Source organism: Marininema halotolerans (assembly GCF_900116235.1).
GTDB classification, from domain to species: Bacteria; Bacillota; Bacilli; order Thermoactinomycetales; family DSM-45169; genus Marininema; species Marininema halotolerans.
This window is the reverse complement of record NZ_FPAA01000005.1, coordinates 99,579-125,585: the sequence shown is the minus strand read 5'-3', so window position 1 is coordinate 125,585 and position 26,007 is coordinate 99,579. Positions and strand designations below refer to the sequence as shown.

The window sequence follows — 26,007 nt, the reverse complement described above, 5'->3', positions numbered from 1 at the left end:
AAGGATTAGAGGACATCTTCCTTCTCCAAAAACGCTTGTAATCCTCTCCCTCCCCTTTCGAGTCCACGCATCCCTATGCAAAATTGATTTCCATTCAATTCTACTAGATGGGCCGACCGCAACATTCGCAAATGATGATGCACCGTAGTTTTAGGTAGATTCATCCCCTCTGCAAGCTCCTGTAACGACCGGTGTTTTTGTTGTAACATTTTTAAGATACGAAGGCGCTTCTCATCTCCTAACGCCTTATGAAAGCGGATTAAGGTAGAGGGAGGTGCATAAGGGTCTTCCTTAACAAATAGCGATTCATCCGATACTGGATAGTAAAATATGCGTGTCCCTTGCGCACTTCCTTGAATGGTCCAGGGTCGATAGACAATATGGGGAATGAGTACTACCTCATATACGGAAGGCTCTGGGGTATAGGCTATCCCTGTCAATTCCTCTACAATTTGTTCGGATGTAAGAGACTCCATCCGCGATTCTCTAGAATGGATCTCTCTCTCTAAGATTTCATTTAACCAACTAGCATGTGGAGCAATTACTTCCTGATACCAATGTTCTACCAATAGGTTCAATTTCTCTTTTAACGGATCGATCTCCACTTCAGTCATATGACGAATATAGGACGGAAACATGGGATTTTGTTTCCCTGCTTGCACCAATGTCGTGACGGCAACCTCATCCCCTTGGGCCGCTTGTTTACGAGCATCCTCCCACTCCTCTCCAAGATAAGGCAAAGCATGATAACGAAAAATTTTAGGATCCAGTCTTTGCATCCACTCCAAAAATGCTTTTACATCGTGAGATTGACTGTAGAATACCAAATGCAAAAGGGTCTTCCATAGATTGTGCTGCTTCGCCTCTTCAAGGGTAAGTTGTAAGGTGTTAGAGAATGACTGACTCGAATTTTTCCAATAGGAGGTTGTCGTCTCTAAAGTAGGATGAATTTCTGTATAAGTCACCGCAGCAATCCCTAAGACCGTTTCCCATAGCAGTGATTGATCCCATCTCACCTGATAGGTATGGCGTTCCATCCCCCAATCTAACAAATGCAACGTAACTCCTCCTTTTTCCCCTAGACAGGGACTCATTGTTCAGGATGGATTCATCTTAGATTGCTTTTCTACCAGAGTATCCTACTCAGATATGGTATTAGCTACATTTTTCACGCATAAAAAGAAAAAAAGAGTCTGCCCTAAGGGGGAAGCACTATGTCTACATTTCACCAAATTCCTGGACCCAATCCTGCTTCCACCACTGAATCACAGGATCCGACCTGGTCGTATCTTGTTGACCCACTCGGTCATATGTCTACGCTTTATCAACATTATGGAGATGTTGTTGCCTTTTTACGTGGGGGAAACAAAGGGCTGTATCTTCCTAGTGAAAAGACCCCAGGCACTGTCTTCGCCTTCGGACCAAAACAAACGGAAACGATCCTTCGCAATCCCAGTCTTTTTCATTCTCATTCCATAATGACGCCTCTCTTTCCCGAATGTGAAGCAGAAGAAACTGCGCTGCGACGAATCACAACAGGGTTATTTAGTTACAACGGATCCCCTCATCAATGCCAACGAAAAAAAGTAATGCCCGCCTTTCATCGCTCCACAATCGAGCGATACACACCGGATATTCTCCGTATTACTCACGAAATAAGTTCCACATGGAAACCAGACGAATGGATGGATCTTGCAAGAGAAACGACGTCCCTCTCCCTCACCATTTTATGGCATATTTTTCTTGGTAAAACAGGAATGGGGCACCCCCAACATTTGTCCAATGCGCAAAGTTGGTTAGAACACCTTCTCGATGCCAGTCGAGGTATCACTTTAAATTTACCCGATAACCCCAAAGACCGAGTCCGTGAGGAAGCTTCCTTTATAGAAGATACTTTCAGGCGCTTTTGGCAAGAAGCATCGAAGGAAGATCAGAGTGTGCTCACCCAACTCTGTCATCATGCTCCAAAAAATGAATCGCTTACTGAAACCGAGGCAATCGGTCATCTTTTTACATTTGTAATGGCAGGATATGAAACCGTCGCTTCTTCCATCCTATGGACCCTTTTCCTTCTCGCAAGTCACCCCAAGGAGCTCCATAATCTAACTGAAGAAATTAGCGGCCCATTCAATGGGGATTCGATCTCTGAGGATGAAATTCGAAAGTTGACCCATTTGGACCACGTTGTCAAAGAAAGCTTACGCCTTCTTCCTGCTGCACCGATCTGTTGGCGTGTCGCCCAGCCCGGGGCATTTCTCAATCCTTGGGAGGTCCCTCCTGGCACTGAAGTTATTTATAGTCCATTTCATACCCATCGCTTACCTGAGTTATATGACCAACCTCAACGATTCCAACCCAGTCGTTGGGCTCACATACGACCCTCTCCCTTTGAATACCTTCCCTTTTCAGCTGGACCCCGTAAGTGTATTGGTGCATCCCTGGCAACCCAGGTAATCAAGGGTGTTCTTATTACCCTTTTACCTCGTTATCATTTTCAACTTCCCCCTACGATTGACGTCAATCTTCGGGTAGGGATCACACTCCAACCAGATATGGATTTTCCTGTAAAATTAATACCCCACCACCTAGCCACTCCTACAATCCCTGAAATCAGAGGGAGTATTTGCAATCACGTACAATTTCATTGACACTCCCACGGCTGAAACCAGTGGGATTCTTGAAAGCTCCCATCACCTGACAGGATCCACCCCAAGCTTAGACGGTCTGCCCAACCGCAAGTACACGAAGTCCTTCTTGCAAGATGTTCTTGGATGCATTAATGTCTCGATCATGGTGAGCCTCACACGTGGGGCATATCCATGCTCGTAAGTTGAGGTTCTTTACATCCTTGTTACGGTAGCCACAGGAAGAACACAGCTGACTGGAAGGGAACTGTTTCCCTACTTTCACCACGTTTCTTCCGTACCATGTTGCCTTGTAGGTGAGCATAGTTACAAATTCTGACCAGGATGCATCGGTGATGGATTTGGCTAGTTTGTGATTCTTCACCATGTTCTTGACAGAAAGGTCTTCGATGCAGATCGTTTGGTTTTCACGAATCAGCTTCGAAGACAGCTTATGGAGAAAGTCATGGCGAGCATGACTGATCTTCTCATGAATGCGGGCGACGTTAATCCGTGCTTTGTGCCAGTTGGAACCGCCCTTGGTGCGACGGCTCATGATCCTTTGCGCGTGGGCTAACTTCTTTTCATACTGGCGGAAATAGCGGGACGGTTTGACTTTGGTTCCATCGGTCAGAATGGCAAAGTCTTTCAGCCCCAAGTCAATGCCGACGGCCTTCCCTTTAGCCACAGGGACAACTGGACACTCGCTGATCTCGCACAGGACGGATACAACGAACTTTCCCGAAGGATTGCGACGGATGGTGGCGGAAAGAATCCGTCCTGCTACTTCACGCGACTTAGCAAACCGCACCCACCCCAGTTTCGGAAGTTTGATCCGATTGGCTACCACCTCGACCGTGGGTTTCCCTTTTTTCGAATAGTTGCACTGACTGGTGTAGGACTGGACACGGTTTCGTTTGCTTTTAAAGCGTGGGCGATCATTTTGCTTTTTAAAGAAACGAGCGAAGGAATCCGCTAGGTGTTTCAAGGTATTCTGAAGCGAAGTCGAATCCACTTCCCGTAGCCAGTCGATCTCTTTTTTCAAAGCAGTCAGTTGGGTAGAACAAGAACCATAGGTGAGACCTTTTCCCGTTTGATCGTAGGTTTCGTTCCATTTCGCTAGAAAGTAGTTAAACGTGAACCGACTACAGCCGATGGATTTATTGATGAGAATAATTTGTTCCTTGGTTGGATACAATCGAAATTTATACGCTTTGTGCACGACTTCACCTCCCCGATACTTAATTATATACGGGACGGTCAGACTTGCGAGAGGGGAAAAAACGCCCCTTCCTCGTCTGATGACCGAAGGAAATGCCTGTGGTACGCTCGCTTTCATCCCAACCCTGAAGGGCTGGGTTTTCCCACTCGCAATCTATAAGTGTGATTGCCTCCTAGCATGTTTATTTTCAAACTCTTCGAGCGCCTACTCGTTGACAATCCATGCTCCGAGTAGCCACACAGTTTCAACTCCTCCTCTACACTGATAACCCCTTGCCATCATAAAAAACACAGCAAAGGTTCAAGCATTCTACGAACCACGGCTGTGTTTTTTATGATCGCTATTTAGCTACTGTGAAAGCGCCGGATATCTAAAATGGACTGAATTTGTTCACGGGAGGTTTCTGCAGCCACCTGCATCATGGTCCGTACTTCTACCGTTCCATGCTCAGACACCAAATGCTTTGTTAACGAATCAGGAATTCGTTCACATAGGGTGAGGATATGATCCCTCAGCATGCGAAGAAGAGATACTTCGACGTGAATGGGTCGAGAAGCATAGTCGAGTGTCTCTGCCCACTCCTCTGCTTCATACAAGGGTAGGGGATAAGAACGACCGGACTCTGCCAACGCCCATTTGATCCGTTGAGCCATTTCCATATCGAAATCAACCAGTTGTAGGATCGTATGACGGATTGTGGTTCCCTCACGCGTCACCATGTCAAGTTCTTCCTCTGTCATCCCAATAATGGCGCCCTCAAGTAGATCCACCCCTTTTTCATAAAGGGAAAACAATTCCTCTTGATTAAGGCGCCGATCCTCACAAAAAGCAATCTCGTATCCGTCAGGATCTTTGAGAATCAACAACTGCTCCACACCGGGGTACTCCTCTAACAAGAGATCCACCAATCCGAGATGGGTTAAACGCTCTTGATGAAAAAGCAGATTTTCCCCAGGAAACATCAAACGCTCTCCCTGGCTAATTTCTTCAATTCGAAGTGTATTAGCAGAGAAGGACTCTTCTTCAGGTGCTATCGACTCAGGGGAATCATCCTCCGCAATTTCCCCAATTAAATCTTCGGCATAGACCTCCTCCTCAAGGTCATTTTCCTGTTGATCTACTTCCTCCAAGGGTTGGTCCATTGCTTCCACTTCTTTAGATTCCGCCTCATCTACATGGGCTTTCGATTCCACCGCTTCTTCATCAAAAGATGGAGTCTCCTCCTCATGGTATGGAGCAGAAAAAGGTTGAGGGGGTGGTTCGTTGATAAATGCCTCAACATTTAATTCTGGGTTTGCAGTCACAAGCAAGCGATCTCCCGTGGTGGTAAATAACACGGTTTCTCTTTCTAGATCGCATCGCTCCACTGTAAACCCAATTTTATCTCTGTAAAAAAGTAACGATGTATGAAAGTTATTTACTCGTAGTAGTTTCAAAGGAGTCTCCTCATTCACCGTAAAATCTCTCCTTATATCAACATTGACAGCTCCGGGAATTACTAAACCATCCAACCTGTCAATTCATTTCGGACACACGCTGGGAACGATACATCCTCAAGCACATATCAGGACTAATGTATCAGAGCCAATACAACCCATCAACAAAAATGAAAAAAAATTAAAGAGTTCACGGCTGGTATTTGATGGAAAAAGACGCCGATTCGTTCTCGGCGCCCTTAGTCATTCGATTCGTTCTCTTCCGAACCATAGAAGAATAGAAATCATGACAAATGCAACCAAAGCCAACAAAGGAATCGTAATAAAACCAAGCCAATTAATATAATCCGAAGAACAAGGAACCCCTTGTGTACAAGGTGCCACAGAGGCAAATCCAGGAACCTTTTGCTCCAAGTAATGGAAAAGCGAAACACTTCCACCAAGTACACTCATCGGTAAGGTATACGCAATAATTCCACGATCTCCACGATAAGAAGCAATACCCAAAATGAGAGCCAACGGATACATAAAAATCCGTTGAACCCAGCACAGTTTACAGGGAACAAAGCCCGCTACTTCACTAAAGTACAAACTTCCGCAAAGAGCAAGCAATGCAACCAACCAAGCCAGATATAGGCTATATTGTCGCCACTCCCTCACTGGACACGCTTCCCTTCTTCCTCAATCAATTTTTTCAACTTAGGATAGTCAAAGGTAATCTTATTATCAACGGGTATTCCATTGATAAAGATTGCAGGTGCAGCGGAAACCCCCGCTTTATCTGCCATTTCTTTATCCGCTTTTACTTTGTTCTCGTAGGTTCGTTCCTTAATATCCTTCGCCAATTGTTTATAATCTAGGCCTGGAACATTTTCTTTGGTCATCTCAACCATGTACTCAGGGGTCGCCCATGTCTGATTTTCATCACCCTGGTTATCATAGATGGCATCGTAAAATTTCCAAAATTTTTCTTTATCCTGTGCGTAAACGGCTTCGCCTGCAATCCCAGCGGTAATCGAATCTTCACCAATAAATTGATTATTGATAAAGTACATACCCGCCTTATTGGTATCCAAGAAATCTTTCTTTAATTGCGGATAAATTTCTTGCTTAAATTTTTTGCAAACGGGACATTTATAATCCCCAAATTCAGCAATTTTCACCTTTGCCTTTGGGTTTCCTTCGACTGGTTGCTCATTATAGTGAAAGACTGAGGCAGCTACACGGTTTTTATCGGCGTCACTGGATGTAGACTGCACTAGAGCAAAAATTCCTATTGCCAACGCAAGCACAATTCCGGTAATTAGCGTAAGATCTCTCATATTTCGTGTGCGCTGTTGCTTGCGCTTTTGTGCCATCTGTTTCTTGGAATTTTTGTTACTCTTTTTCTTCTCCATCCTTCTCCTCCCGTTTTGCTTACTTTATAACATCCCTTACTATCAACCATAATACCCTTGTCTCCGATCCTTTTCAACGATGGGAAAACTTCTCTTATCACGATAACAATGATTTACTCCATTAACATAACCGAACATCATACACATGATTATTGAAACAAATTATTCCATATATCTAGAGAACAAAAAACCATCGCCCCTATTTCTTCAGAAGCGATGGAAAAATAAACCACTGTCTATCGAACAAAAGAACAAATTTTATTGATGCGTAATTTCCGTTTCTTCTTTTATATCCGCCGCTGTCGGACCAAAAACCTCATAATGAATCTGATTATTTCTTACACCGATCCTTTTTAAGTCCGTTGCCATCTTTCTCATAAAGGGGACCGATCCACACAAATATACATCCACCTCTGTACTGGGTAATAGTTGACGAAGATGGTCTACCTCGATTCTTCCTTCATAATCAAAACATTTGGATTCACGATCGATAGGGGTTGGATTTTCATAAAAGGTATAGGTTTTGATATTCTCTTTTCCTTTCCCCCACTTCTCTACTTCCTTTGCCAATGCATGAACATCTCCATTTTGTGTTGCATGGATCCATACAATTTCACGACTTGAATGGGACAGGACAAGCGATGAAAACATCGACAATAACGGAGTTAATCCAACCCCCGCACTTAGAAAAACAACGGGGCGCGAAGAGGACTTCTCCAATACAAAATTCCCCGCCGGTGCACTTAACCAAAGGTGATCGCCCTCCCCTACTTTCTCATGCAAGTAGGTAGAAACCCTTCCATCAGGATCAGCTTCTCCTCCCATCTCATGTTTCACAGAAATGCGCCAAAACGCTTCATCCGGCCCATTTGATAAACTGTAATGACGGTTATGCGTATAGGGGCTTCCTGGGATGCTCATTTGTAGCGTGATATACTGTCCAGGCTGAAAGGTAGGTAAGGCTCCATGATCAGCCGGGGTCAGATAAAAAGAAGCAATCACGCTACTTTCTTGGACTTTTTTCTGAACGATGAATTCCCGAAATCCGCTCCATCCTCCATGTTGATTAGCCGCTTTAGCAGTCATTTCTGCCTCTTTGCCAATGAAAACCTCGGCAATCACACCATACGCTTGTTCCCAAGCTTTCATTATCTCATCCGTAGGAGAAAGCCCTAGTACCTTCTGAATTGCAATTAACAAATTTTCGCCAACAATAGGATATTGTTCTGCCTTTACCCCTAATGCACGATGTTTGTGAGCAATGCCTTCGACCATTGGGAGCACCTTTTCTAGTTGGTCAATATTTTCCGCTACTGCCCAGACTGCGTTTGCTAGCGCCTGTTGTTGACGACCTTGCCTTTGATTTGCTTGGTTAAAATAATTGAGTAACTCTGGGTGACGATGAAAGAGACGTTGATAAAAACAACGTGTAATTTCTTCTCCATGCTCTTTAATTATCGGAGCCGTACTTTTAATAATTTGGATGGTACGCTCATCTAACATCGAAATCCCCTTCTTCCGTAAATTTATTTCTGTTCGGTTTCAGGATACAATGAAGATGGGATCGATGACTGTGATTACAATCACACGAACCGTGACAAAGGAGTGAACATCATGATCCTACGTCAAGGGGAAATCTTGTTTCGGCAGGGAGATGAGGGTCGTCTCTACCGTTTAAATAAAGGATTGTTGAAGGTCATTCGGCTTCAGTCCGATGGGTCCCCCCTGTTATTTAACTTGCTATCCGAAGGAGAACTTTTCCCCCATCATTCTCTTCTCTCGCCACAGCCTTGTTATGGCACCGCAATTGCCATGACAGATAGTGACGTAACGATCCTCCCTGCTAAGGACTGGTATAACGAATTAGAGCAATACCCAGAAAAATACCGTGAGGTTGCCCTTTCCTTGCAAAACACGTTACGTGGTATTCAACAACGTGTGGGTTTTTTAACCGCACCCACGGCTGAACGCATTCCTCTTCTCAGAAATTGGTTACATCAACGTTTCTCGGAAGCGTCTATCGAGCAGCTGCTAACACAAGAGGAAATCGGCCAGTTACTTGGACTCACACGTGAAACTGTCAATCGATGGCTTCGGAAAGAGCGAAATACTATGTAAGGAAAAGAAGATCCATTTTAACAGAATGAAAGGAAGTGATTTGATGAAACCCCACTCAGCGTGGATCTTATACACCATTCCAATAAGTTGGGACAACCATACCATTGAGGAGGTATTAAAGGGACCTCTGCAATTATCCAATCGCATGATCAATCGATTAACCCATCGAAAAGGCTTACGTCTCAACGGAAAAAAGACGTGGCTCAACAAAAAACTGCGAGAAGGCGATCAGCTCCACGTAGCGGTTCGCCCTCCAGAGAAAGCCGATTTAGTGGGTGAACCCGTTCCTTTTACAACGGAATGGGAGGATTCAGATTTTCTCATCGTCAATAAGCCTGCCGGAATCCAGGTCCATCCAGTAAAAAAAGGAGACAAGGGGACACTCGCTCACGGGATCACCTATCAATGGCAACAAGAAGGCTTTCAAGCAAAGGTACGGCCGGTCCATCGCTTAGATCGAAACACCTCTGGGCTCCTTCTCGTCGCAAAATCTGCCTACGCCCATCAATTAATGGATCGGGAATTACGGGAGCACCGACTAAAGCGTCAATATCTCGCAATCTTATCAGGAAAAACCGAAAACAATGTAGGGGATTCAGAAACCATTCGCGCCCCTATCGCTCGTGATCATAGTCACCCCCTACGTCGACAGGTAAAATCAACCGGAGATGAGGCCATCACCCATTACCAGGTCATCGCACAAACAAAGGACGCTACGCTGGTTCAAGTCGAACTACAAACGGGAAAAACGCATCAAATTCGTGTTCATTTTTCCCACTTGGGTCACCCTCTCTATGGCGATGCGTTGTACAATGGCCCCATGACACACATTCGTCGACAAGCCTTACATGCAAGTCACCTTGCCTTCACACACCCCCTCACCCATCAATTAGTCGAAGTAAGTACACCACCACCAAAGGACCTTACTGATCTCATGCAATCAGTTGGACTTCCACTCCCTATAAGTGATTCTTCACAGTCACTTCCATAAGGCATAACAAAAAGCCCGTGCAATTTACGGGCTTTTTCTTGTTCAACTATGCCTTTGTCGTTCCCCACTCGAGGTCAATTAATGAACGAGACTCTGCATCAAGAATGAGTTGTCCACCCATTCCCCTTCCCTCCACTTGTGCACGATAGACCCATCGTCCCTCTCGCCTCTCGCTTTTTAACGCTTTGACTTGACTCGAGGGATGGAGTTTACTGACAATCAGGCGCTGCGCTTCATCCATCGTCAGTTTAGGAGAGGTAATCGGAGTTTCAATGTTAGTCAAAGTAAAAGCCGTAGCTTCTGATCGAATGGGGGCTGAATTTCGCTCAAATTCCGCCTGACCGTCTTCCTGATCCCGACTAAAACACCCATCTCGTATTTGTATAATATTACAAGTGCTTGTGAGGGTTGATGTACTGAGTACAAAAGCAACCGCCATTCCCAGCCATTTTAGTAACATATTGTCCTCCCCCCTCCATTGTAACTGAGGTAACTTCCTTATTGAAATGAGGGTATGGCAACCCTGTGAATTGAAATCCTAGCTCATCAAACCTTCTTTACGTTCTTAACGAAGACACGCTCATCTTCGTTTCATTTTTAACAATAAAAAAGGCACCTCTTCAGGTAGCCTTCCACATCGGTTTTCTATTAATGATATCGGGCAGAATTGGAGGAATCATCCCATTCGGTCAATTTTCCCTCTTGCGCCATTTTCATCTTTAACATTTCTACTAAATAGACGCCCACCATCTGTAATACTTCATCATCGTCCATCTCTTTAATCAGATTCATCATATCATTACGGGAATGGTCTTCCAAAATACTAAGTACCACGGATACCGCGTTATCTTCATCTTCACCCAATTGATCTCTATATAAAGAGTAAATATCTTCTACAAACCGCATAGACAACCTCCCTTTCTTCCGATATTGTAACGTAACTCTGATCCCCATGCGAGAAGAACCTTGTGCGTTCGTTAAACTACCCTGAGAAAGGGAAAAGCATGCTAGAATGATGGGCATACTACATTCAAAATAAGGAGGTACTCTCATGCCTACACGACACCTGACCACCATTGCCCTCATCGCTGCCATCTATGCGGCCCTAACTTTAGCGCTCTCCCCATTCTCCTATGGCTTCATCCAGTTTCGCATCTCAGAAAGTTTAACGGTACTGCCATGGATTACTCCCCTTGCCATTCCAGGCTTGTTCATTGGTGCAATCATTGCCAATTTATTTAGCCCAGTGGGACTTTATGACGTGCTCTTTGGCAGCCTCGCTTCCCTTATAGCCGCTTGGTTAACAGCAAAAATGCCAACCCGTTGGCTTGCCCCGCTCCCTCCCGTCCTTATCAATGCGATCATCATCGGCATTCTACTTGGAACAGTAAGTGGTCTACCCGTGACGATTCCAGCTGCGATGCTCTATGTAGGCATCGGGCAATTAATCGTATGCTATGGATTTGGACTGCCTTTTCTCCGCTTGATTGAACGCTTTCGTGATCAAATTCCAGGGGCGAGATCCCGTTAATTGATCCTTTCATGTTATACAATTGGATGCCAACGTCGTTTCCATGCATTTTGAATCGCCCCGGGTTGTTGTAACTGATGGGCTAGCACATCCCGCAGGAATTCAGGAAGACAATACTGAATGGGCTCACCCTTCTGCATTTCTAAATAGCCGACACCAAAGGTAAACATATCGATGGTCGCTACTTGATACTGCCGATCATCTTCTAACGGGAAGCCATTAATCATCACCGAGCGCAAACGCTCCATCGGCGGCCTCGACCCATCATAAATCGCCTCGATCCCCGCCATATTGATCGTACCGAGTTGCTTCCCTCGGAAGCCAAACCCCTTAATTCGTCGATTCTGAAACTCCTTAACCACTGCTTGTTCTAATGTGAGTCGTATACGTTCACCCGTTAGGATCATCCGGCAAGGGTTAATCGGATGAGGGCAAATTTCATGTAAACGAGCACGGGAGACCCCACCTCGCTCTAAACCATCCAGTAGTTGTCCTGCATTCACCATGGCACAGTCTGCATCGTCCATCCACGCTAATAGTCCATCGGCTAAAAGATTACCCAAAGGGGACTCATCATTCCAATGAATTGGCAATGGATCCGTTAATGTGAGGAGGGGCTCTGCTAACGCCGCTTGCGCCTTTTGACGAAAATACAGGATATCTTTTTCCATTCCCTGATCTGGTAAAAATTCTTCAACCGGCACACATTTAGCTGTCATCTTACTAATCCGCCGGGTACCTTTATCCAACTCCATCGTCACATGACCAAGATATTCTCCAAATTGCCCTGCTGCAGCAATCATGGTAGAGCCTACCCACTCCGGGGTTCTCAACAGATGGTGGGTATGTCCTCCGAGTATCACATCAATCCCAGGGATCCGTTCTGCTAATCGTCTGTCGTTTCCCAACCCTAAATGAGAGAGCAGAACAATTCCATCTACTTTTCCTCGAACCTTCGCAACCTCAGTTGCGAGGACGTCAAAGGGATCCTCCACATTCCAACCTAGTAACTCATACACCGTTGGAAAAGAGATCGTCACCCCCAAAAAAGCAATTCGACAGCCATCTATTTCTTGAATGACGATATCACGAGCCCATGAAGGAGTCCCCCCTTCCTTCTCCTTCACATTGGTAGCTAAAACGGTAAATGGAGCGTCTTGATACAACTCCCGCAGCTCGTCCTTTGAGAAAGTAAGCAATTCATTATTTCCCAATGTCACCAATTGATAGCCCGTAGCACACATAATATCTCGGTTGGCTAGCCCATGAGAACCTTCGGTTTCAATGCGAACACGATCCATATGATCCCCTACATCGACTGTAAAGCACGGTTCATTAGAACGATGAAGCTCCTTGCGCAAGGTGGATATGGCTGTATACATATGAGGCATCTTATCAAAGTGACTATGGATATCATTGGTATGTAAGAGATGTACACGGATCCGTTGGTGCAAAAAATCTCCTCCCTTAATGGGTAAATCCATCCACGATCATTTTCAATGCGACTGCGATGATCATCAAACGTAACGCGATCAGGATACCCTGACTACTCATACGGTTAGAAAGCCAGGCTCCTAATTTTCCACCCAGGTAAGCTCCTGGCGCAATCCAAATCACTGCCCACCAATCAATATTCCCCTGAAAAAAATGAACCGTCGATCCCACAATGGAAGATAAAAAGATGATAAACATGGACGTTGCCGTAGCCACATGGGCTGGAAAACGGAATAAAAGCAACATCACTGGCATGATGAGTGCGCCGCCACCAATTCCAAACAGACTGGATATCGTTCCAACGAAAAACGAAACAACGAGGGCCGTCAAATAATGATAACCATATCGGTATATATTCCCTTCTGAATCTTGGAATTCCCGCTGAACACTCCAGCGAATCTCCCCGAAATTCAAGCGATTTTGGAAAGTTAACACCCCAGCAACCACGATCATCAGGACACCGAAACCAATATGAAATTCCCTTGGATTAAAATAGCTTGTCAGGTAAGCTCCAAATATCGCACCTGGCCCACTGCCTAGGAAAAACACCCAACCACTTTGAAAATCGACACGATTTTGTCTGGCATAGGAAAACACAGAGGATAACGCTGTGATAATAATCAGCATTAAGGACGTTCCAACAGCTACCTGTGGGGTAATCTCGTGATAATCGGGATAAATCGATGCTAAAAATAAGAGTGCGGGTACCGTGATAATTCCCCCACCAAGACCCACTAAACTACCGATGGTCCCTGAAAATAGGCCAATAGCTAACAGGATCAACCATTCCATATCGATCGTTCCCTTCCCAATTAAATCGGTGTAGATTTATTTTTAGGTACTGTCTGTTAATTGATTCCCGTACTCTCTCCTACTTACTATCATACAAAAAATCCGCCCACAGCACAGAGGCGGATAATTTCTTATTCTCATTATATCATGGGATTTTGCGGGTGATCCTCGGATCCAGGTAGATTATCATTTTTAATACGCTGATAAATTGATTGTAATAAGGTTTGTTTTTTGTCCCATAAATCCTTGGATAGATCGACATGATACTCTTCTGGATTTAATAAACGGGTATGCTCTTCCCAAAATAGGCCTCGCTGTTCATTATAATACTGACGAATCGAATCAATAGAAGGTAGCTCATATACCTGTTCGCCTTGTAGAATCATTGGCTGCAGTAACTCCACGGCTCGAAATTGATGAACCTCTTTCTTACGATAGGTATGAATCGGATGAAAGAGTGTAAGGGGCTGCTCTTCATCCAATCGATGCCCTTCTTCTAAAATAAGATCCCCTCGCGCCTTGTTGAGCTGACGATCAATTAAACGGAAAACTTGTTTCACACCCGGTGTAGTGATTTTTTCAGGATTGGAGGAAATTTTAATGGTCGGCTGCCACTCTTCATTCTTCTCTCGAGCAACCAACTTATAAACAGCCCCCAAAGCAGGTTGGTCATAGGACGTAATTAATTTCGTACCAACCCCCCATGCGTCGATGGTTGCCCCTTGATTACGTAAGCTTTGAATCGTATATTCATCGAGATCACTCGATGCGACAATTTTCGTTTGCTCAAGACCTGCCTCATTCAACATTTGGCGAGCTTCCTTCGATAGATAAGCTAAGTCACCGCTATCTAATCGAATGCCTTTTAATTCGTGTCCCTTTGCCCGAAGTTCCTTCCCCACTTGAATGGCATGGGGAACTCCACTTTTTAACGTGTCATATGTATCAACCAACAACACACAATCATCTGGAAAAGCGTAAGCAAAGGTACGAAACGCTTCCAGTTCACTTTCAAAGTCTTGCACCCACGCATGGGAATGGGTCCCACTGATCGGAATACCAAACCGCTGTCCCGCTCTCACATTACTGGTAGAATCAAATCCTGCGATATAGGCTGCACGGGCACCCCAGAGTGCCGCATCGGATTCTTGTGCGCGCCGGGTTCCAAATTCCATCAACATCTCTTTTTCTGCGATGGTACGAATGCGAGCCGCTTTTGTCGCAATCAAGGTCTGATAACCGATAAAGTTCAGGAGCGCCGTTTCGATTAACTGAGCCTCCATGACACTTCCCTCCACCCGAAGGAGAGGCTCGTTAGGAAACACCATGGTGCCTTCTTGCATACCATAGAGATTCCCACTAAAACGAAAGCGACGTAGCAACTCTAAAAATCTGGGATCAAAATTCTCTGGTTGACGGGATAAATAGTCAATCTCTTCTTCACAAAAGTGGAGCTGCTCTAGATATTGAAGCGCACGCTCTAATCCCGCAAACACCGCATACCCATTCCCAAAAGGAAGGTTGCGAAAATACAGATCATAAACCTTTCGATCAAGGTGACTTCCATTCTTCCAATGCGCATATATCATCGTTAATTGGTATTTATCCGTATGTAAAGCCGAAAATTCGGATCCATTGTTATTCAATGCCTTCACTCCAGTCAGCTCAGTCAATTCTCCTTAAATGACCTTCACTCGGTACGGTATCGGAAGACAGGTTCCCTCCCGAATGGAAAAAGCCGCTAGATTAGGTTGCTCCTTTAGTGACAAAATCCAACAAGTCAACATCGGATCCGGCCAACGGGCAATGTCCTCAAAGGAGGGATAAGGCTCGGTATTCGGGTGGGAATGAATAATCCCAATCCATTGTATCGCTTGATTTCTGATTTCTTTTAATGCAGTGAGGTAGGAGCGGGCTTCAAAGGAATAGGCATTTGTCCTTTCCTCTTGATTCTTTACTGGGAAAAAGGAAGTAATTTCTCGACCGCTTCCTGCAAGTATTCCGCAGCCTTCCTGGGGGAGTTGGTTAACACAATGCTCCTGAAGCACATGAACCACCTCTGAATGTATCCAATATGTACCCTCTTCTCGACGTTTCCAATTCCTGTTCATCACTTCTTCCCCTTACGATCAACATGGGTCTCCCCTGTTTGATAAGAGAATGTCTTCATTTCCCCATTGTACTTCATCGAATCATGTCAGCAAAATGTGTATCCATCTGAACGAGTAGTAGGGTCCTATGGTACAATGGCGGCACGTATTAGAGGGGGATCCATAATGAACAACCCAATTCAAATTGGTCTTTGTGGATGGGGAGATCACGATATCTACCCACCTAGAACCACTTCCAAAGAGAAATTATCAAGCTACGCAGGTCACTTCCCCGTCGTTGAAGTGGATAGCTCGTACTATGCAATCCCCAGTCCTGAACGAATGGAACAGTGGGCGGCAGATACTCCACCCTCCTTTCGCTTTGTGGTAAAAGCGTATCGCGAATTGACTGGACATGGACGGGGGAAAAATGCGCCCGAAAAAAGTGGCGTGGCATGGTTCGCGGACTTTCGTGAGAGTCTATCCCCGCTAGTAGATAAAGGGAAACTAACTGCCGTACTGTTTCAATTTCCACCTTGGTTTGATTGTAAAAAAGAACATGTTCACTATATTCGTCGTTGTCGACAGGAATTGAAGGACCTACCCCTTGCCATCGAATTTCGTAATCGAACATGGTTTCTACCCGAATACTATGATCGAACGCTTGAATTTCTTAAACGGGAAGAGTTAATTCATGTGATTTGTGATGAACCTCAAGCCGGTATCAGTAGCGTTCCCATCGTTCCAGCAGTCACTCATCCAGAACAAACACTTCTTCGTTTCCATGGGCGCAATCATCATGGATGGAATCAATCAGGGCGGTCTAATGAGGACTGGCGGGCCGTCCGCTATGCTTACCGCTACTCGGATGAAGAATTAGAAGAATGGAAGGTTCGCATCCGGCATCTACAAAAAGAAACCAACCAACTGACCTTACTTTTCAACAACAATTCTGAGGGCGATGCAGCTACTGATGCCAAACGGATGACAAAGATCCTCGGCATTGATCCCGAAGGACTCGCCTCAAGACAGTTGGACATATTTTAAACATCCAACAAAAAACGCCGACATTATATTTTCTGTCGGCGTTTTCGCATTTTTACTTGGTTATTCGTCTTTAAGAGGGCTGATCCCTTTCTTTACTGGATTGTCATCATAACTGACCCAATCACTCCAGCTACCCAGGTAAAGTCGTCCATGAGGGTATCCCGCATGTTGGAGTGCCAACAAATTGGCGCACGCCGTCACACCTGAACCACAATAGATAATCGGCGCGGTTTGCGAAGAAATGAAGGACCACTCTTCTTTTAACGTTTGAGAAGATTTCCAATGTTGATCGTCCATCAAATTCTCTTTCCAAAAACGATTCACCGCACCCGGAATATGCCCTGCCTTTTTATCAATGGGCTCTTCAATACCTTGGTATCGCTTTGGCTCTCGCGAATCGATCAATAACATGTCTCCCCTTCGAACCTCATCCATTTGAACAAGCTGATCAGGTTCCTTGATATCAGGTTCAAAGTAGGTCGGAATCACCCTGGTAGGCTCACTGGTCACCGGATACCCTGCCTTTTCCCATGCAGTAAAGCCACCATTGAGCACGGCTACATTTTCATGACCCAGGTACTTTAGCATCCACCATAGGCGAGCTGCCATAGCGCCTCCTTGATCATCATAGATCACGACGGTTTTCTTTTGATCAATCCCTTTTTCCCCCAGAAGATTCGCGAATGATGTCCGATCAGGAAGTGGGTGACGACCACCATGGGTTGTAACCGGACCGGATAATTCATCGTCAAGGTGAAAGTAAACCGCCCCAGGAATATGGCGATCATCGTAAGCATTTTTCCCTTCTGAGGGTTTAGCCAAATTAAAGCGGCAATCCGCTAGCACAAGGGACTCATCTTGCAAATATTCCTTTAACCAGGTGGATGATACTAGCACGTTATCCAATTCAACCCCTCCATTGATAAGGCATATCCATGAACTTATTTGAAATTGTCGGAATCCATTCCCATCCCTTGCTATACTAACAGTTGAACTTCCCTTTTATTTTAACAAATCGATTGAATGACTGTGGTTAACGTGACACCCTCTCTTCTTATAACTTCTTAGGAGGTGAACCCCTTATGAACACTCCCTTAAATCGCTTTCGTGTCGTTGGTTGGGCAGAAGGCATTTCCTTTTTAGTTCTTTTATTAATTGCGATGCCGATTAAGTACCTCCTCGGCATTGCCCTTCCCGTTACGATTGTCGGTTGGATTCATGGCATCCTATTTATTGGTTACTTTATCACCTTAGCCCACGTCTGGTATGTACACCGTTGGCCGATCGGTCGCGTATGTGGCGCAGCGATTGCATCCATTCTCCCCTTTGGCACCTTTGTCCTTGCAGCAAAGCTTCGTCAAAGTAAAGAAGATGGCTCGTCGCTCGATCTTCCTAATTAAGTGGAGTCTTGGAATTTTGCAGAAATCTGAATATATCCAAAGATTGGTCCTTGATTTTAAAATCATATCTTGATATGATCGCAATACTCCATTGTGAGAGCACTTATTTATCCGCCACTAAGGAAGGGTCCGTTGGGAAACACATCCAGCGGGTTTTTTCTTTTTTTATGCCCAAAATCGATGAACTGTCGGGAGAGGGATGGTGAAAGGCGCTCCCTCACTTTATTCGCCCATACCCACGATCCTCTACATTAGACGAGGGCAAGGGGCATTGGTCTTTGAAAAACCCTACACCCTCCTCACTGAAGCCCTCATTCGATCACTAGTAAAGCGTTATCTGTCCCTCACACATCTCCTTCTCTCTTCCGATAATCGATAACCCACCTGACTATCCTTATCCCAAATTTATCTAGCGACAATCGCCACTTCTCTTGGATTCCTTCCCACTCTTACCGTTTTGGCAACACGTTGAGAGCGTGCACTGATAACAGAGACCGTTTTGGACCCTGTATTTGTGATATAAATCCACCTTCCATCGGGCGAAATAGTGAGATTCGTTGGTTTCCTCCCAACTGAAATTTCTTTGATCACTTTGCGTTTGATCGTATCAACGATCGAGACTGTATTGGATCCTGCATTTGGAACATAGAGAAGTTTACCATCGGGTGAAAACTCCATATCAATGGGTCGCTTACCCACTTGGATCCTATCGATTACCCGCCCTTTCCTCCTATCAATAACAGATAGAGTCCCTGAACGGGCATTCGAAACATATGCCTGTACTCCATCCGGATGAAATTCTATATCGCGTGGACCTCTTCCTACCTTAATGACCTTAGTAATTTTCAACGTTTGTACATTAAGCACCGAAACATCATTGGAGAGGTTATTCAAAACATATAAACTTCGCACGGGTTCTGTAGGACCATCCCCTTTAATAAGAAAAGGCCCTTTACCGACCCCACGTCTGATCACCTTTATTACATTTAGATCTGGGAATCCAATCACAGAGAGCGTATTCGATCCAAAGTTCGCTACAATTTCAGGACCTGTAGCCGTAACCGTCACTTCGCCGATGATATCTTTCGGTTTCTTCCCCACCGGAATGGTCTTCAGCACCTTATTATCCGATTGTCGGATGGCTGTTACTGTATTCGACCCTGAATTGGATACATATGTCACTCCTTTTAAGGTAACCTCGATATCAAAGGGCCGAACTCCAACAGGAATCGTTTTAATTAATTTTTTATCAGATAACCGAACAACGGACACCGTATTCGAACCTTGATTTCCTACATAAAGCAATTCTTGATTAAAGGTTGCTTTTAAGCGAAAAGGGTTTTCTCCCACACGAAGGGTTTTAATTACGCGATTTCTTCTTCCATCAATAAAGGTAATGGTTCCCGAACCACCATTGGATACCACGACATTATAATTACCCATTCCCATATACATGCCCCCTATGCATTGGTTCATGCTATCCATATGCAAAGGTTCAGTATGATGAAATGGGCAACGATCTAGGTGGTACGCTGTTTTCACTGGCTAATCTAAAAAATCCAAGATCCTTAGGATTCACTGGATAGCCATTATTAAGAAACAAGGTATCTAACTCCAAATAATCCCCCTGTATAAAGCACTGTCACCCACCACAACAGGTGGACCGTCGCCAGAATATCTTCCTTTTGTTTCATACGTAGGTCATCCCCTAATCGAGCACGTTCAGAGATTTCTCCACCATATCGATTGGTTCCGCCTAGTTGGATTCCAAGACCCCCTGCCACTGCTGCTTCAGCGATGCCGCTGTTTGGGCTCGGATGATGTGCCGCATCTCGCTGAACCATTTGCCATGCGCGTAAGGGTGAATGTCTAGTAAAGACGAGAACACATAGCATGACTGGTAATGTAAGGCGTGCGGGTAACCAGTTGGCGATATCATCAAGCCGGGCCGAGGCCCAACCGAAGTAGCGATATCGTTCATTTTTGTAACCAACCATCGAGTCCAGAGTATTTACCGCACGGTAAGCTAATGCAAGGGGAGCTCCACCCACAGCTGCATAAAAAAGAGGAGAGGTAACGGCATCCACGATATTTTCAGCGACAGTTTCTACAGCACCGCGAACAATTTCAGGCTCATCAAGATGCTTAGTATCTCTTCCCACAACCATCCCTAGCTTTTGGCGTGCTTCTACTAAATCCTTTCTGACTAAAGCTTGATATATTCCTACCCCTGCCTCTGCTAACCCACGTGGGGCAATCGTCGTCGCGATCAAAAACACCTCCACGCCACCCCCTAGCCAAGGCGATAATTGGTAGGCTCCCATGACAAGAGCAAAACCTAGCACGTAGGTGCTCCCTACGACGATAATCGGAAGCAAACAACCCAGCATTTGTAGCCCAAGGGAGGAGGTAAGATGAAAATAGATAGCTAGACGGCGGAGCCCCCTTTCCACCATCGATATCCCTTTTCCCATCGCGATCACTGGATGAGGAAGCCAGCGAGGATCCCCGATAAGAAGATCCAATAGCACTGCCAGTACTAGAATCCAAGCCATCATGTTGTTGGCCACTCCTCACCAATCAATCGTCCAGTTTGCAGCAATGCTTCCCGAGTGGCTCGGTAGACTGACAACCCAATCAATCTTCCAAGAGGACTTGCCGCACCGGCGTACTCATGGAGGAATTTATCTTTTCTTCGTTGCGTTGATGCAACCACGATGGTGTCTGTTGTCGTCCCAGTCGCACCCCTCCCCATAGCATCCTGTGCTTTAATATCTTGGAGTGCTGCTGTTTTTGCCTCAGTAGCCATGATCACTGCATTGACCATCGCCGCAGGGGTTAATTCTCCATCAATCAGCAGAATTGTATTGATCGTTCCAGCCCCTTTGCAGCGCCGGTAAACTGGGCCATCGACACCTGCACGTGCTGCGTTACTCAGACCTGCCGTCACAATCGCTGCTACACAGCCTGTGGAATCCTCTTCTTCAACAATTCTCCCTTGCTCTACCCAAGCCGCCGTTAATAAAGCGACAGTCTCTTCGGGATCCCAGCCTCTTTTCCGTAACCATATTGCCGTTTCATTAATCGGATCCGCTTCATCATATCCCTTTTTCACATGACGATTGACAATGTGCTTACCTTTTCTCCACCCTCCGCCACTAAAGGCGCTCGAGAGAATTAAAAGCGGCTGATCCGCTTCCATATGAACCCATTCTTTTTCCCCTTCCAAAATGACTGCGCCATGAAGCAGGGTGTGCCTTCCCTCCGTCTGTTTCATCCCTTTCCCTCCAACATTGCCTGTACTTTTTTCATGTCCAAGTGATCTCGTACCCATTGGGCTAATTCGCTATAAGAAGACTCTTTTGAGCTTATGGGAAAGTCATTTTCGCCAAGGGACGGTAAATTTTTTTTCCCTCGTAACTCCTCGATCCAGCGCCGAAGAAATGCCGGCTGATCAAAAACACCATGCAGATGGGTGCCCCAGATCCGCCCCTCTGCGACGACAGCACCATCGACTTCTCCGTCATTTTGATATAAAAAGGGAACCGCCTCTCCATTGTATTGACTTCGTCCCCGGTGAATTTCATAGCCTACCACCTGAATTTCTTCTCCCCAAAGCGTGGAGTTAACAACTCCCTTGGTCTGCACGGTCCGCTTTCTTCTTTCAAAGTGGATATTGACAGGTAACAGACCTAAGCCATCCGCATGGGGGATATCGGATTCGACGCCTTCCGGATCCACTAGACAATGGCCCAGCATCTGAAACCCACCGCAAATACCCACCACAAAACCATGGGTGGACGCAACCTGTTGAATGCGGTCTGCTAATCCTTTCTGGTATAACCACTTCAGATCCGCCATCGTATTTTTTGTACCCGGTAAAATCACTACATCCGGGTTTCCCCAGTCCGTATCGTTTTCAATCCAGCGCACCCCCACTCCAGGAATACGCATCAGGGGCATAAAGTCGGTAAAGTTTGAGATATGAGGAAAACGAATTAACGCAATGTCGATTGCTTTCTCTGACGGATGCGTAACTATCTTATCCAAGCTAAGGGAATCTTCAGGATCGATCTCGACCTTCTTCCACGGTAGCACCCCAAGAACGGGAATCCCCGTCTTCTCTTCTAACCAATCAAGCCCGGGTTGCAGTAACGAAACATCCCCTCGAAACTTATTGATCACAATCCCTTTTATTCGCTCACGTTCACTAGGATCAAGGATTTCAAGGGTGCCTACAACAGAGGCAAACACGCCCCCACGATCAATATCCGCAACGAGAATCACAGGCACATCTGCTAGCGCCGCTGTCCGCATATTGACAATATCTCGTTCTTTTAGATTAATCTCTGCTGGACTGCCTGCCCCTTCAATAATCAAAACATCTACCTGTTCTGCTAATCGATGAAGGGATTGACTCACTGGCCCCAGCATCTCCGAAATCGTTCGATTTTGGTACTCCCCCGCTTCCAAATCAGCATAGTGCTGACCATGGACAATTACCTCGGCAATCCGCTCTCCCTTCGGTTTTAAGAGAATCGGATTCATATCGACAGTTGCCTCAATTCCCGCTGCCTCTGCCTGGACAGCCTGGGAACGACCAATCTCCCCCCCTTTCACAGTCACAAAGGAATTGAGTGCCATGTTTTGCGCTTTAAATGGAGCCACACGATATCCCTCTTCGGCAAACAAGCGGCAAAAGGCGGTTGCTACCACACTTTTACCTACATCCGAAGCTGTTCCTTGAATCATAATGCCTCGCATCCACGTTCCCCCTTCAACTTCTGTTCATCCTCCTGCCATTCCATGCCGTCTCCGGTAACCTTAAACCAACCCCCATGGGTGAGACCCCGTTCCCAAAAACAATCCGGATTCTTGGCTAAACAATAGGAGAGAAACCAACGAATCGGTCCCCCGTGGCTAACCACTGCCACCGTCTGTCCAGTGTGATTGGCAACCAGCGATGTCAACCATACAGTGAGCCGTTGATCCAACGCTGCCAACGTCTCACCCCCTGGGGGTGAAACCGTCACGGGATTATCCAGCCACAGTTGTAAGGGTGCGGGGCTTTTCTGATGGATCTCGTTATAGGTAAGCCCCTCCCATTCGCCAAAGGAAAGTTCTCGTAAATCCGGCAGGATAGACACCTCCGCCTTGCTCCAACACCCCTTGAGCCCAGCAACTGTCTGGCGACAACGTAACCGATCACTACTGTACACATGATCAACGGCGTGATTTTTCATGACCCGAGTAAGGTCACGCACTTGACGATGCCCTTCCTCATTTAATGGTTCATCCAGGAGTCCACAATACTTTCCGAGTCGGTTCGCCTCGGTCTGTCCATGGCGAATCCAGAGCAAGCAAACCCCTTTTCGCTTCAACTCCCCCACCCCGTTGTCGCTACCCCGAGGAGGAGTACCATGGTTTCGATCCCCTCTGCCAAAGCACCATAGCTATCACCGGTTAACCCACCTAATCGCTTTACCATCCCGTAGGCAAGAAAGAAAAAGAAACAACCTGCTCCAAGGAGCAAGATCATTCCACGCCCACCTGCAATGGCACTTACCACGACCGCTCCAAAGACCAACGAAATCATCCATGCCCACTGTGGAATCCCAGCCCCTAATTGGCTACCTAATCCCTTTTCGCGCAAATAGGGAAAACATTTGATTCCAGCTAGTAATGCCATGCGACCAATGATTGGCGCAACGATGAGTGGGACCCACTCTCCTGTTGCAAAGGATGCGAGACAAACCACTTTTAATCCCAACACGACAATGGCTGCTAATACCCCCATTGCCCCAGTGCGGCTATCCTTCATGATGGCTAACATCTCTTCGCGATCGCGATGCGAGCCCAATCCATCCGCCGTATCCATGAGGCCATCCAAGTGCAATCCCCCTGTGAGAAACACCCATCCTGTCACAACAAGCATCCCTGTGACGGCTGGAGGGAAGATCGACGCGAACATCTGATACAACACTACGAGCACACTACCAATCACCATGCCCACAGCAGGATACCATATGGGACTTGTCTGCCAGGTTTTGCGTTCCATCTTTACTCCTACTGGAATCCGTGTCAAAAAAGAGAGTGCTGTTAAAAAGCTGTTCATTCACCTACCTCCTTTGATGAGTACTGGGATACCTGAAACCACCATCCACACCTGATCGGCTTCTTGAGCGATCCGCTGATTGACTTGACCCAATAGATCTTGAAACAGGCGTCCCAGCCGATTCATTGAAACCCCTCCAAGCCCCACCTCATTGGTAACGAGGACCACGTCACTGTCCTGACAACACCCAAGCAATTCCTCCACCTGTGTAAGCATTTTTTTCTCTATCGAACACCGATGATTCTTTAATGACTCCTCAGGAAGCCCCATCACATGATTGGCTACCCAGGTAGCCAGATCATCAATTAACCAAGCATCCCATTTACCCACCTCCTGTTGTAATACGTCAGGTAGATTCCGTGGTTCCTCTAACAAGCCCCAGGTAGATGGACGACGCTGTCGATGAAAATTAATCCGCTCTTCCATCTCCCCATCCAACGCTACACCCGTCGCTACATAGAGGATTCCTTCCCCTAATTGGCTCGCGGCGCTCTCTGCGAACTGGCTTTTTCCGGAGCGAACCCCCCCTGTAATTAGCCGAATCATGTTCCGCCCCCTTCCTTACACCGATCCACCCCTTCCAGCCCTTTCTGTAATTCCTCCTCAATCGCCTGTAACTGTGTCAATAAGTAAGCATTTTCTTCCCGACTTCGCACGGCAATTCGAATGTAGGAACCATCTAAACCTGGATACCCTGAAGCATCTCGGATTAAGATCCCTCGTTCTCCTAACCTCTGTTGCAACCAGCGAGAAGGGGGAGATTGAATGCCAGGAGAATCCTTTAACTTGATCAATAAATAATTGACCGCTCCGATTACCCACTCTATCAACAAAAGCCCCTTTAACCCCTCGAGTAAGAAAGAACGCTCCTCCTGCAGCCATTTCCACGTGGCATTTGCAAAATCTGAAGTAACCAAAGCCGCTTCGCCTGCCCGTTGTGCCAATCCGTTCACACTCCAGGGCACTTGCATCGCAGAAATCCCCTCTACTAAACCGGGCTCAGCCACGCCAAATCCCAATCGCAACCCTGGCAAAGCGTAGAACTTGGTCATCGAACGGAGTAGAATCGTAGTCGGAAACTCCTTAATGCGGGGAAGTAAACTTCTCCTTTCCCCGTCGGGGATAAAATCAAGAAATGCTTCATCCACCACCAGGATCGTTCCTGACTTCGCTGCTTCCTTTGCTGCGATCTCCAAAAATGACAGCGGCATTAAAAGACCCGTCGGATTATTGGGATGACCCAACCATGCCAGATCCACAGCATGTATCCATTCGATCAGTGCCGCCTCTTCGGGTAGAAAACCTTCCTTTTCACCAGCCGGTAAGTAAATCACTTCGGCTTTTTCCTTGCAAGCACACCTTTCATACTCGAGAAAGGCCGGAGCGGTCACTCCTACTTTTCGAGGTTGCACATACCTTGTCACACCATCGATCAACTCTGCCGCACCATTTCCGATCAAGAGAAATGATTCTGAGACGTTAACGCTCTCAGCAAGCGCTTTTTTCAGTGCCCGGTTAGCAGGATCAGGATAGCGCGCTAACCCAGGCACTCCAACCTCCGTAACGGCTTCTTGCAATACCCGAAGCACCTCAGTAGGAGGACCTAAAGGATTAATGTTGGCACTAAAATCGATAAAGTCCCTGGCTTCCCGTTGAAATAATTCCCCCGCCGTCCATGGATCCCCTCCATGTCCGTACCGTTCAACGATGTCTATTGCCTCTTGTTTGCCTTTCACAGTAAACCATCCTT

The 26,007-nt window shown here is 46.1% G+C and carries 27 protein-coding genes; 6 read left to right on the top strand and 21 right to left on the bottom strand.

Going from position 1 to position 26,007, the window contains the following annotated elements; all coding sequences use genetic code 11:
* Positions 1-5: 5 nt before the first annotated feature.
* Positions 6-1,058: an ArsR/SmtB family transcription factor gene (locus CHX35_RS07980; protein ID WP_176391970.1), complete on the bottom strand. Its 1,053-nt coding sequence runs from the start codon at positions 1,056-1,058 to the stop codon at positions 6-8.
* Between the two features lie 156 nt (positions 1,059-1,214).
* Here CHX35_RS07980 and CHX35_RS07975 point away from each other — a divergent pair, with 156 nt between their 5' ends.
* On the top strand, positions 1,215-2,648 hold the full coding sequence (locus CHX35_RS07975; RefSeq protein ID WP_091836390.1) for a cytochrome P450: 1,434 nt from the start codon (positions 1,215-1,217) through the stop codon (positions 2,646-2,648).
* A 67-nt stretch (positions 2,649-2,715) separates the two neighbouring features.
* Here CHX35_RS07975 and tnpB read toward each other — a convergent pair whose 3' ends face one another.
* From tnpB to hmpA, 5 genes are all read right to left on the bottom strand, one after another.
* Complete coding sequence (gene tnpB / locus CHX35_RS07970) at positions 2,716-3,846, bottom strand: IS200/IS605 family element RNA-guided endonuclease TnpB (RefSeq protein ID WP_091836389.1); 1,131 nt, start codon at positions 3,844-3,846, stop codon at positions 2,716-2,718.
* A 344-nt stretch (positions 3,847-4,190) separates the two neighbouring features.
* Positions 4,191-5,300, bottom strand: coding sequence for a DinB family protein (locus tag CHX35_RS07965; protein ID WP_091836388.1), 1,110 nt, complete (start codon positions 5,298-5,300; stop codon positions 4,191-4,193).
* Positions 5,301-5,525: 225 nt separating this feature from the next.
* Complete coding sequence (locus CHX35_RS07960) at positions 5,526-5,942, bottom strand: disulfide oxidoreductase (protein WP_091836386.1); 417 nt, start codon at positions 5,940-5,942, stop codon at positions 5,526-5,528.
* Positions 5,939-6,679 carry a DsbA family protein gene (locus CHX35_RS07955; protein ID WP_091836384.1) on the bottom strand — a complete coding sequence of 247 codons (741 nt, stop codon included), beginning with the start codon at positions 6,677-6,679 and terminating at the stop codon, positions 5,939-5,941. Before CHX35_RS07955 ends, CHX35_RS07960 begins: the two co-directional genes overlap by 4 nt.
* A gap of 258 nt (positions 6,680-6,937) precedes the next feature.
* Entirely contained in the window at positions 6,938-8,182 is a 1,245-nt protein-coding gene (gene hmpA, locus CHX35_RS07950; protein WP_091836382.1) for an NO-inducible flavohemoprotein, read from the bottom strand.
* A gap of 111 nt (positions 8,183-8,293) precedes the next feature.
* Between hmpA and CHX35_RS07945 the strand changes: the two genes are divergently transcribed.
* Positions 8,294-8,797, top strand: a complete 504-nt coding sequence (locus tag CHX35_RS07945) for a Crp/Fnr family transcriptional regulator (RefSeq protein ID WP_091836380.1) — start codon at positions 8,294-8,296, stop codon at positions 8,795-8,797.
* 43 nt (positions 8,798-8,840) lie between these two features.
* The gene (locus CHX35_RS07940) at positions 8,841-9,788 is read left to right on the top strand and encodes an RluA family pseudouridine synthase (RefSeq protein WP_091836378.1); all 948 of its coding nucleotides are present in this window, start codon (positions 8,841-8,843) and stop codon (positions 9,786-9,788) included.
* 46 nt (positions 9,789-9,834) lie between these two features.
* On the opposite strand, the gene CHX35_RS07935 is transcribed toward CHX35_RS07940, so the two are convergent.
* Both CHX35_RS07935 and CHX35_RS07930 read right to left on the bottom strand, forming a co-directional pair.
* Positions 9,835-10,248, bottom strand: a complete 414-nt coding sequence (locus CHX35_RS07935) for a hypothetical protein (RefSeq protein ID WP_091836376.1) — start codon at positions 10,246-10,248, stop codon at positions 9,835-9,837.
* 188 nt (positions 10,249-10,436) lie between these two features.
* On the bottom strand, positions 10,437-10,694 hold the full coding sequence (locus CHX35_RS07930) for a DUF6154 family protein (RefSeq protein ID WP_176391969.1): 258 nt from the start codon (positions 10,692-10,694) through the stop codon (positions 10,437-10,439).
* 145 nt (positions 10,695-10,839) lie between these two features.
* Between CHX35_RS07930 and CHX35_RS07925 the strand changes: the two genes are divergently transcribed.
* Complete coding sequence (locus CHX35_RS07925; RefSeq protein ID WP_091836374.1) at positions 10,840-11,319, top strand: QueT transporter family protein; 480 nt, start codon at positions 10,840-10,842, stop codon at positions 11,317-11,319.
* 14 nt (positions 11,320-11,333) lie between these two features.
* On the opposite strand, the gene CHX35_RS07920 is transcribed toward CHX35_RS07925, so the two are convergent.
* The 4 genes from CHX35_RS07920 to CHX35_RS07905 all read right to left on the bottom strand — a co-directional run bounded on the left by CHX35_RS07920 (position 11,334) and on the right by CHX35_RS07905 (position 15,716).
* Entirely contained in the window at positions 11,334-12,773 is a 1,440-nt protein-coding gene (locus CHX35_RS07920) for a bifunctional metallophosphatase/5'-nucleotidase (protein WP_176391968.1), read from the bottom strand.
* Between the two features lie 13 nt (positions 12,774-12,786).
* Positions 12,787-13,605: a sulfite exporter TauE/SafE family protein gene (locus tag CHX35_RS07915; RefSeq protein WP_245838700.1), complete on the bottom strand. Its 819-nt coding sequence runs from the start codon at positions 13,603-13,605 to the stop codon at positions 12,787-12,789.
* 140 nt (positions 13,606-13,745) lie between these two features.
* Positions 13,746-15,251 (bottom strand): nicotinate phosphoribosyltransferase, encoded by a 1,506-nt coding sequence (locus tag CHX35_RS07910; RefSeq protein ID WP_281252067.1) that lies wholly within the window; start codon positions 15,249-15,251, stop codon positions 13,746-13,748.
* A 33-nt stretch (positions 15,252-15,284) separates the two neighbouring features.
* Positions 15,285-15,716 carry a M67 family metallopeptidase gene (locus tag CHX35_RS07905; protein WP_091836368.1) on the bottom strand — a complete coding sequence of 144 codons (432 nt, stop codon included), beginning with the start codon at positions 15,714-15,716 and terminating at the stop codon, positions 15,285-15,287.
* Between the two features lie 165 nt (positions 15,717-15,881).
* Here CHX35_RS07905 and CHX35_RS07900 point away from each other — a divergent pair, with 165 nt between their 5' ends.
* A complete protein-coding gene (locus CHX35_RS07900; protein WP_091836366.1) occupies positions 15,882-16,742 on the top strand; it encodes a DUF72 domain-containing protein in 861 nt (286 codons plus the stop codon).
* 60 nt (positions 16,743-16,802) lie between these two features.
* Here CHX35_RS07900 and CHX35_RS07895 read toward each other — a convergent pair whose 3' ends face one another.
* Positions 16,803-17,639, bottom strand: coding sequence for a sulfurtransferase (locus tag CHX35_RS07895; RefSeq protein ID WP_342743127.1), 837 nt, complete (start codon positions 17,637-17,639; stop codon positions 16,803-16,805).
* A 185-nt stretch (positions 17,640-17,824) separates the two neighbouring features.
* Here CHX35_RS07895 and CHX35_RS07890 point away from each other — a divergent pair, with 185 nt between their 5' ends.
* Complete coding sequence (locus CHX35_RS07890) at positions 17,825-18,142, top strand: DUF3817 domain-containing protein (RefSeq protein WP_091836363.1); 318 nt, start codon at positions 17,825-17,827, stop codon at positions 18,140-18,142.
* Positions 18,143-18,547: 405 nt separating this feature from the next.
* Here CHX35_RS07890 and CHX35_RS07885 read toward each other — a convergent pair whose 3' ends face one another.
* From CHX35_RS07885 to cobD, 8 genes are all read right to left on the bottom strand, one after another.
* Positions 18,548-19,591 (bottom strand): YncE family protein, encoded by a 1,044-nt coding sequence (locus tag CHX35_RS07885; protein ID WP_176391967.1) that lies wholly within the window; start codon positions 19,589-19,591, stop codon positions 18,548-18,550.
* A 143-nt stretch (positions 19,592-19,734) separates the two neighbouring features.
* Positions 19,735-20,697, bottom strand: a complete 963-nt coding sequence (gene cbiB / locus CHX35_RS07880; protein ID WP_425435318.1) for an adenosylcobinamide-phosphate synthase CbiB — start codon at positions 20,695-20,697, stop codon at positions 19,735-19,737.
* Entirely contained in the window at positions 20,697-21,419 is a 723-nt protein-coding gene (locus CHX35_RS07875; RefSeq protein WP_176391966.1) for an adenosylcobinamide amidohydrolase, read from the bottom strand. The genes cbiB and CHX35_RS07875 overlap by 1 nt, the downstream gene beginning before the upstream one ends.
* On the bottom strand, positions 21,416-22,906 hold the full coding sequence (locus CHX35_RS07870) for a cobyric acid synthase (RefSeq protein WP_091836355.1): 1,491 nt from the start codon (positions 22,904-22,906) through the stop codon (positions 21,416-21,418). The genes CHX35_RS07875 and CHX35_RS07870 overlap by 4 nt, the downstream gene beginning before the upstream one ends.
* Positions 22,891-23,523, bottom strand: coding sequence for a histidine phosphatase family protein (locus CHX35_RS07865; protein ID WP_176391965.1), 633 nt, complete (start codon positions 23,521-23,523; stop codon positions 22,891-22,893). Before CHX35_RS07865 ends, CHX35_RS07870 begins: the two co-directional genes overlap by 16 nt.
* Entirely contained in the window at positions 23,520-24,257 is a 738-nt protein-coding gene (gene cobS / locus CHX35_RS07860) for an adenosylcobinamide-GDP ribazoletransferase (protein ID WP_091836351.1), read from the bottom strand. Before cobS ends, CHX35_RS07865 begins: the two co-directional genes overlap by 4 nt.
* On the bottom strand, positions 24,258-24,803 hold the full coding sequence (gene cobU, locus CHX35_RS07855; RefSeq protein WP_091836349.1) for a bifunctional adenosylcobinamide kinase/adenosylcobinamide-phosphate guanylyltransferase: 546 nt from the start codon (positions 24,801-24,803) through the stop codon (positions 24,258-24,260).
* A complete protein-coding gene (cobD, locus tag CHX35_RS07850) occupies positions 24,800-25,993 on the bottom strand; it encodes a threonine-phosphate decarboxylase CobD (protein ID WP_091836347.1) in 1,194 nt (397 codons plus the stop codon). Before cobD ends, cobU begins: the two co-directional genes overlap by 4 nt.
* Between the last annotated feature and the right edge of the window lie 14 nt (positions 25,994-26,007).

Excerpts from the sequence above, each read along its gene's own strand:
- CHX35_RS07975 (WP_091836390.1), top strand. The coding sequence starts at position 1,215 with ATGTCTACATTTCACCAAATTCCTGGACCCAATCCTGCTTCCACCACT.
- CHX35_RS07955 (WP_091836384.1), bottom strand. The coding sequence starts at position 6,679 with ATGGAGAAGAAAAAGAGTAACAAAAATTCCAAGAAACAGATGGCACAA.
- hmpA (WP_091836382.1), bottom strand. The coding sequence starts at position 8,182 with ATGTTAGATGAGCGTACCATCCAAATTATTAAAAGTACGGCTCCGATA.
- CHX35_RS07945 (WP_091836380.1), top strand. The coding sequence starts at position 8,294 with ATGATCCTACGTCAAGGGGAAATCTTGTTTCGGCAGGGAGATGAGGGT.
- CHX35_RS07940 (WP_091836378.1), top strand. The coding sequence starts at position 8,841 with ATGAAACCCCACTCAGCGTGGATCTTATACACCATTCCAATAAGTTGG.
- CHX35_RS07935 (WP_091836376.1), bottom strand. The coding sequence starts at position 10,248 with ATGTTACTAAAATGGCTGGGAATGGCGGTTGCTTTTGTACTCAGTACA.
- CHX35_RS07930 (WP_176391969.1), bottom strand. The coding sequence starts at position 10,694 with ATGCGGTTTGTAGAAGATATTTACTCTTTATATAGAGATCAATTGGGT.
- CHX35_RS07925 (WP_091836374.1), top strand. The coding sequence starts at position 10,840 with ATGCCTACACGACACCTGACCACCATTGCCCTCATCGCTGCCATCTAT.
- CHX35_RS07915 (WP_245838700.1), bottom strand. The coding sequence starts at position 13,605 with ATGGAATGGTTGATCCTGTTAGCTATTGGCCTATTTTCAGGGACCATC.
- CHX35_RS07905 (WP_091836368.1), bottom strand. The coding sequence starts at position 15,716 with ATGAACAGGAATTGGAAACGTCGAGAAGAGGGTACATATTGGATACAT.
- CHX35_RS07900 (WP_091836366.1), top strand. The coding sequence starts at position 15,882 with ATGAACAACCCAATTCAAATTGGTCTTTGTGGATGGGGAGATCACGAT.
- CHX35_RS07890 (WP_091836363.1), top strand. The coding sequence starts at position 17,825 with ATGAACACTCCCTTAAATCGCTTTCGTGTCGTTGGTTGGGCAGAAGGC.
- CHX35_RS07885 (WP_176391967.1), bottom strand. The coding sequence starts at position 19,591 with ATGGGAATGGGTAATTATAATGTCGTGGTATCCAATGGTGGTTCGGGA.
- cbiB (WP_425435318.1), bottom strand. The coding sequence starts at position 20,697 with ATGGCTTGGATTCTAGTACTGGCAGTGCTATTGGATCTTCTTATCGGG.
- CHX35_RS07875 (WP_176391966.1), bottom strand. The coding sequence starts at position 21,419 with ATGAAACAGACGGAGGGAAGGCACACCCTGCTTCATGGCGCAGTCATT.
- CHX35_RS07870 (WP_091836355.1), bottom strand. The coding sequence starts at position 22,906 with ATGCGAGGCATTATGATTCAAGGAACAGCTTCGGATGTAGGTAAAAGT.
- cobS (WP_091836351.1), bottom strand. The coding sequence starts at position 24,257 with ATGAACAGCTTTTTAACAGCACTCTCTTTTTTGACACGGATTCCAGTA.
- cobU (WP_091836349.1), bottom strand. The coding sequence starts at position 24,803 with ATGATTCGGCTAATTACAGGGGGGGTTCGCTCCGGAAAAAGCCAGTTC.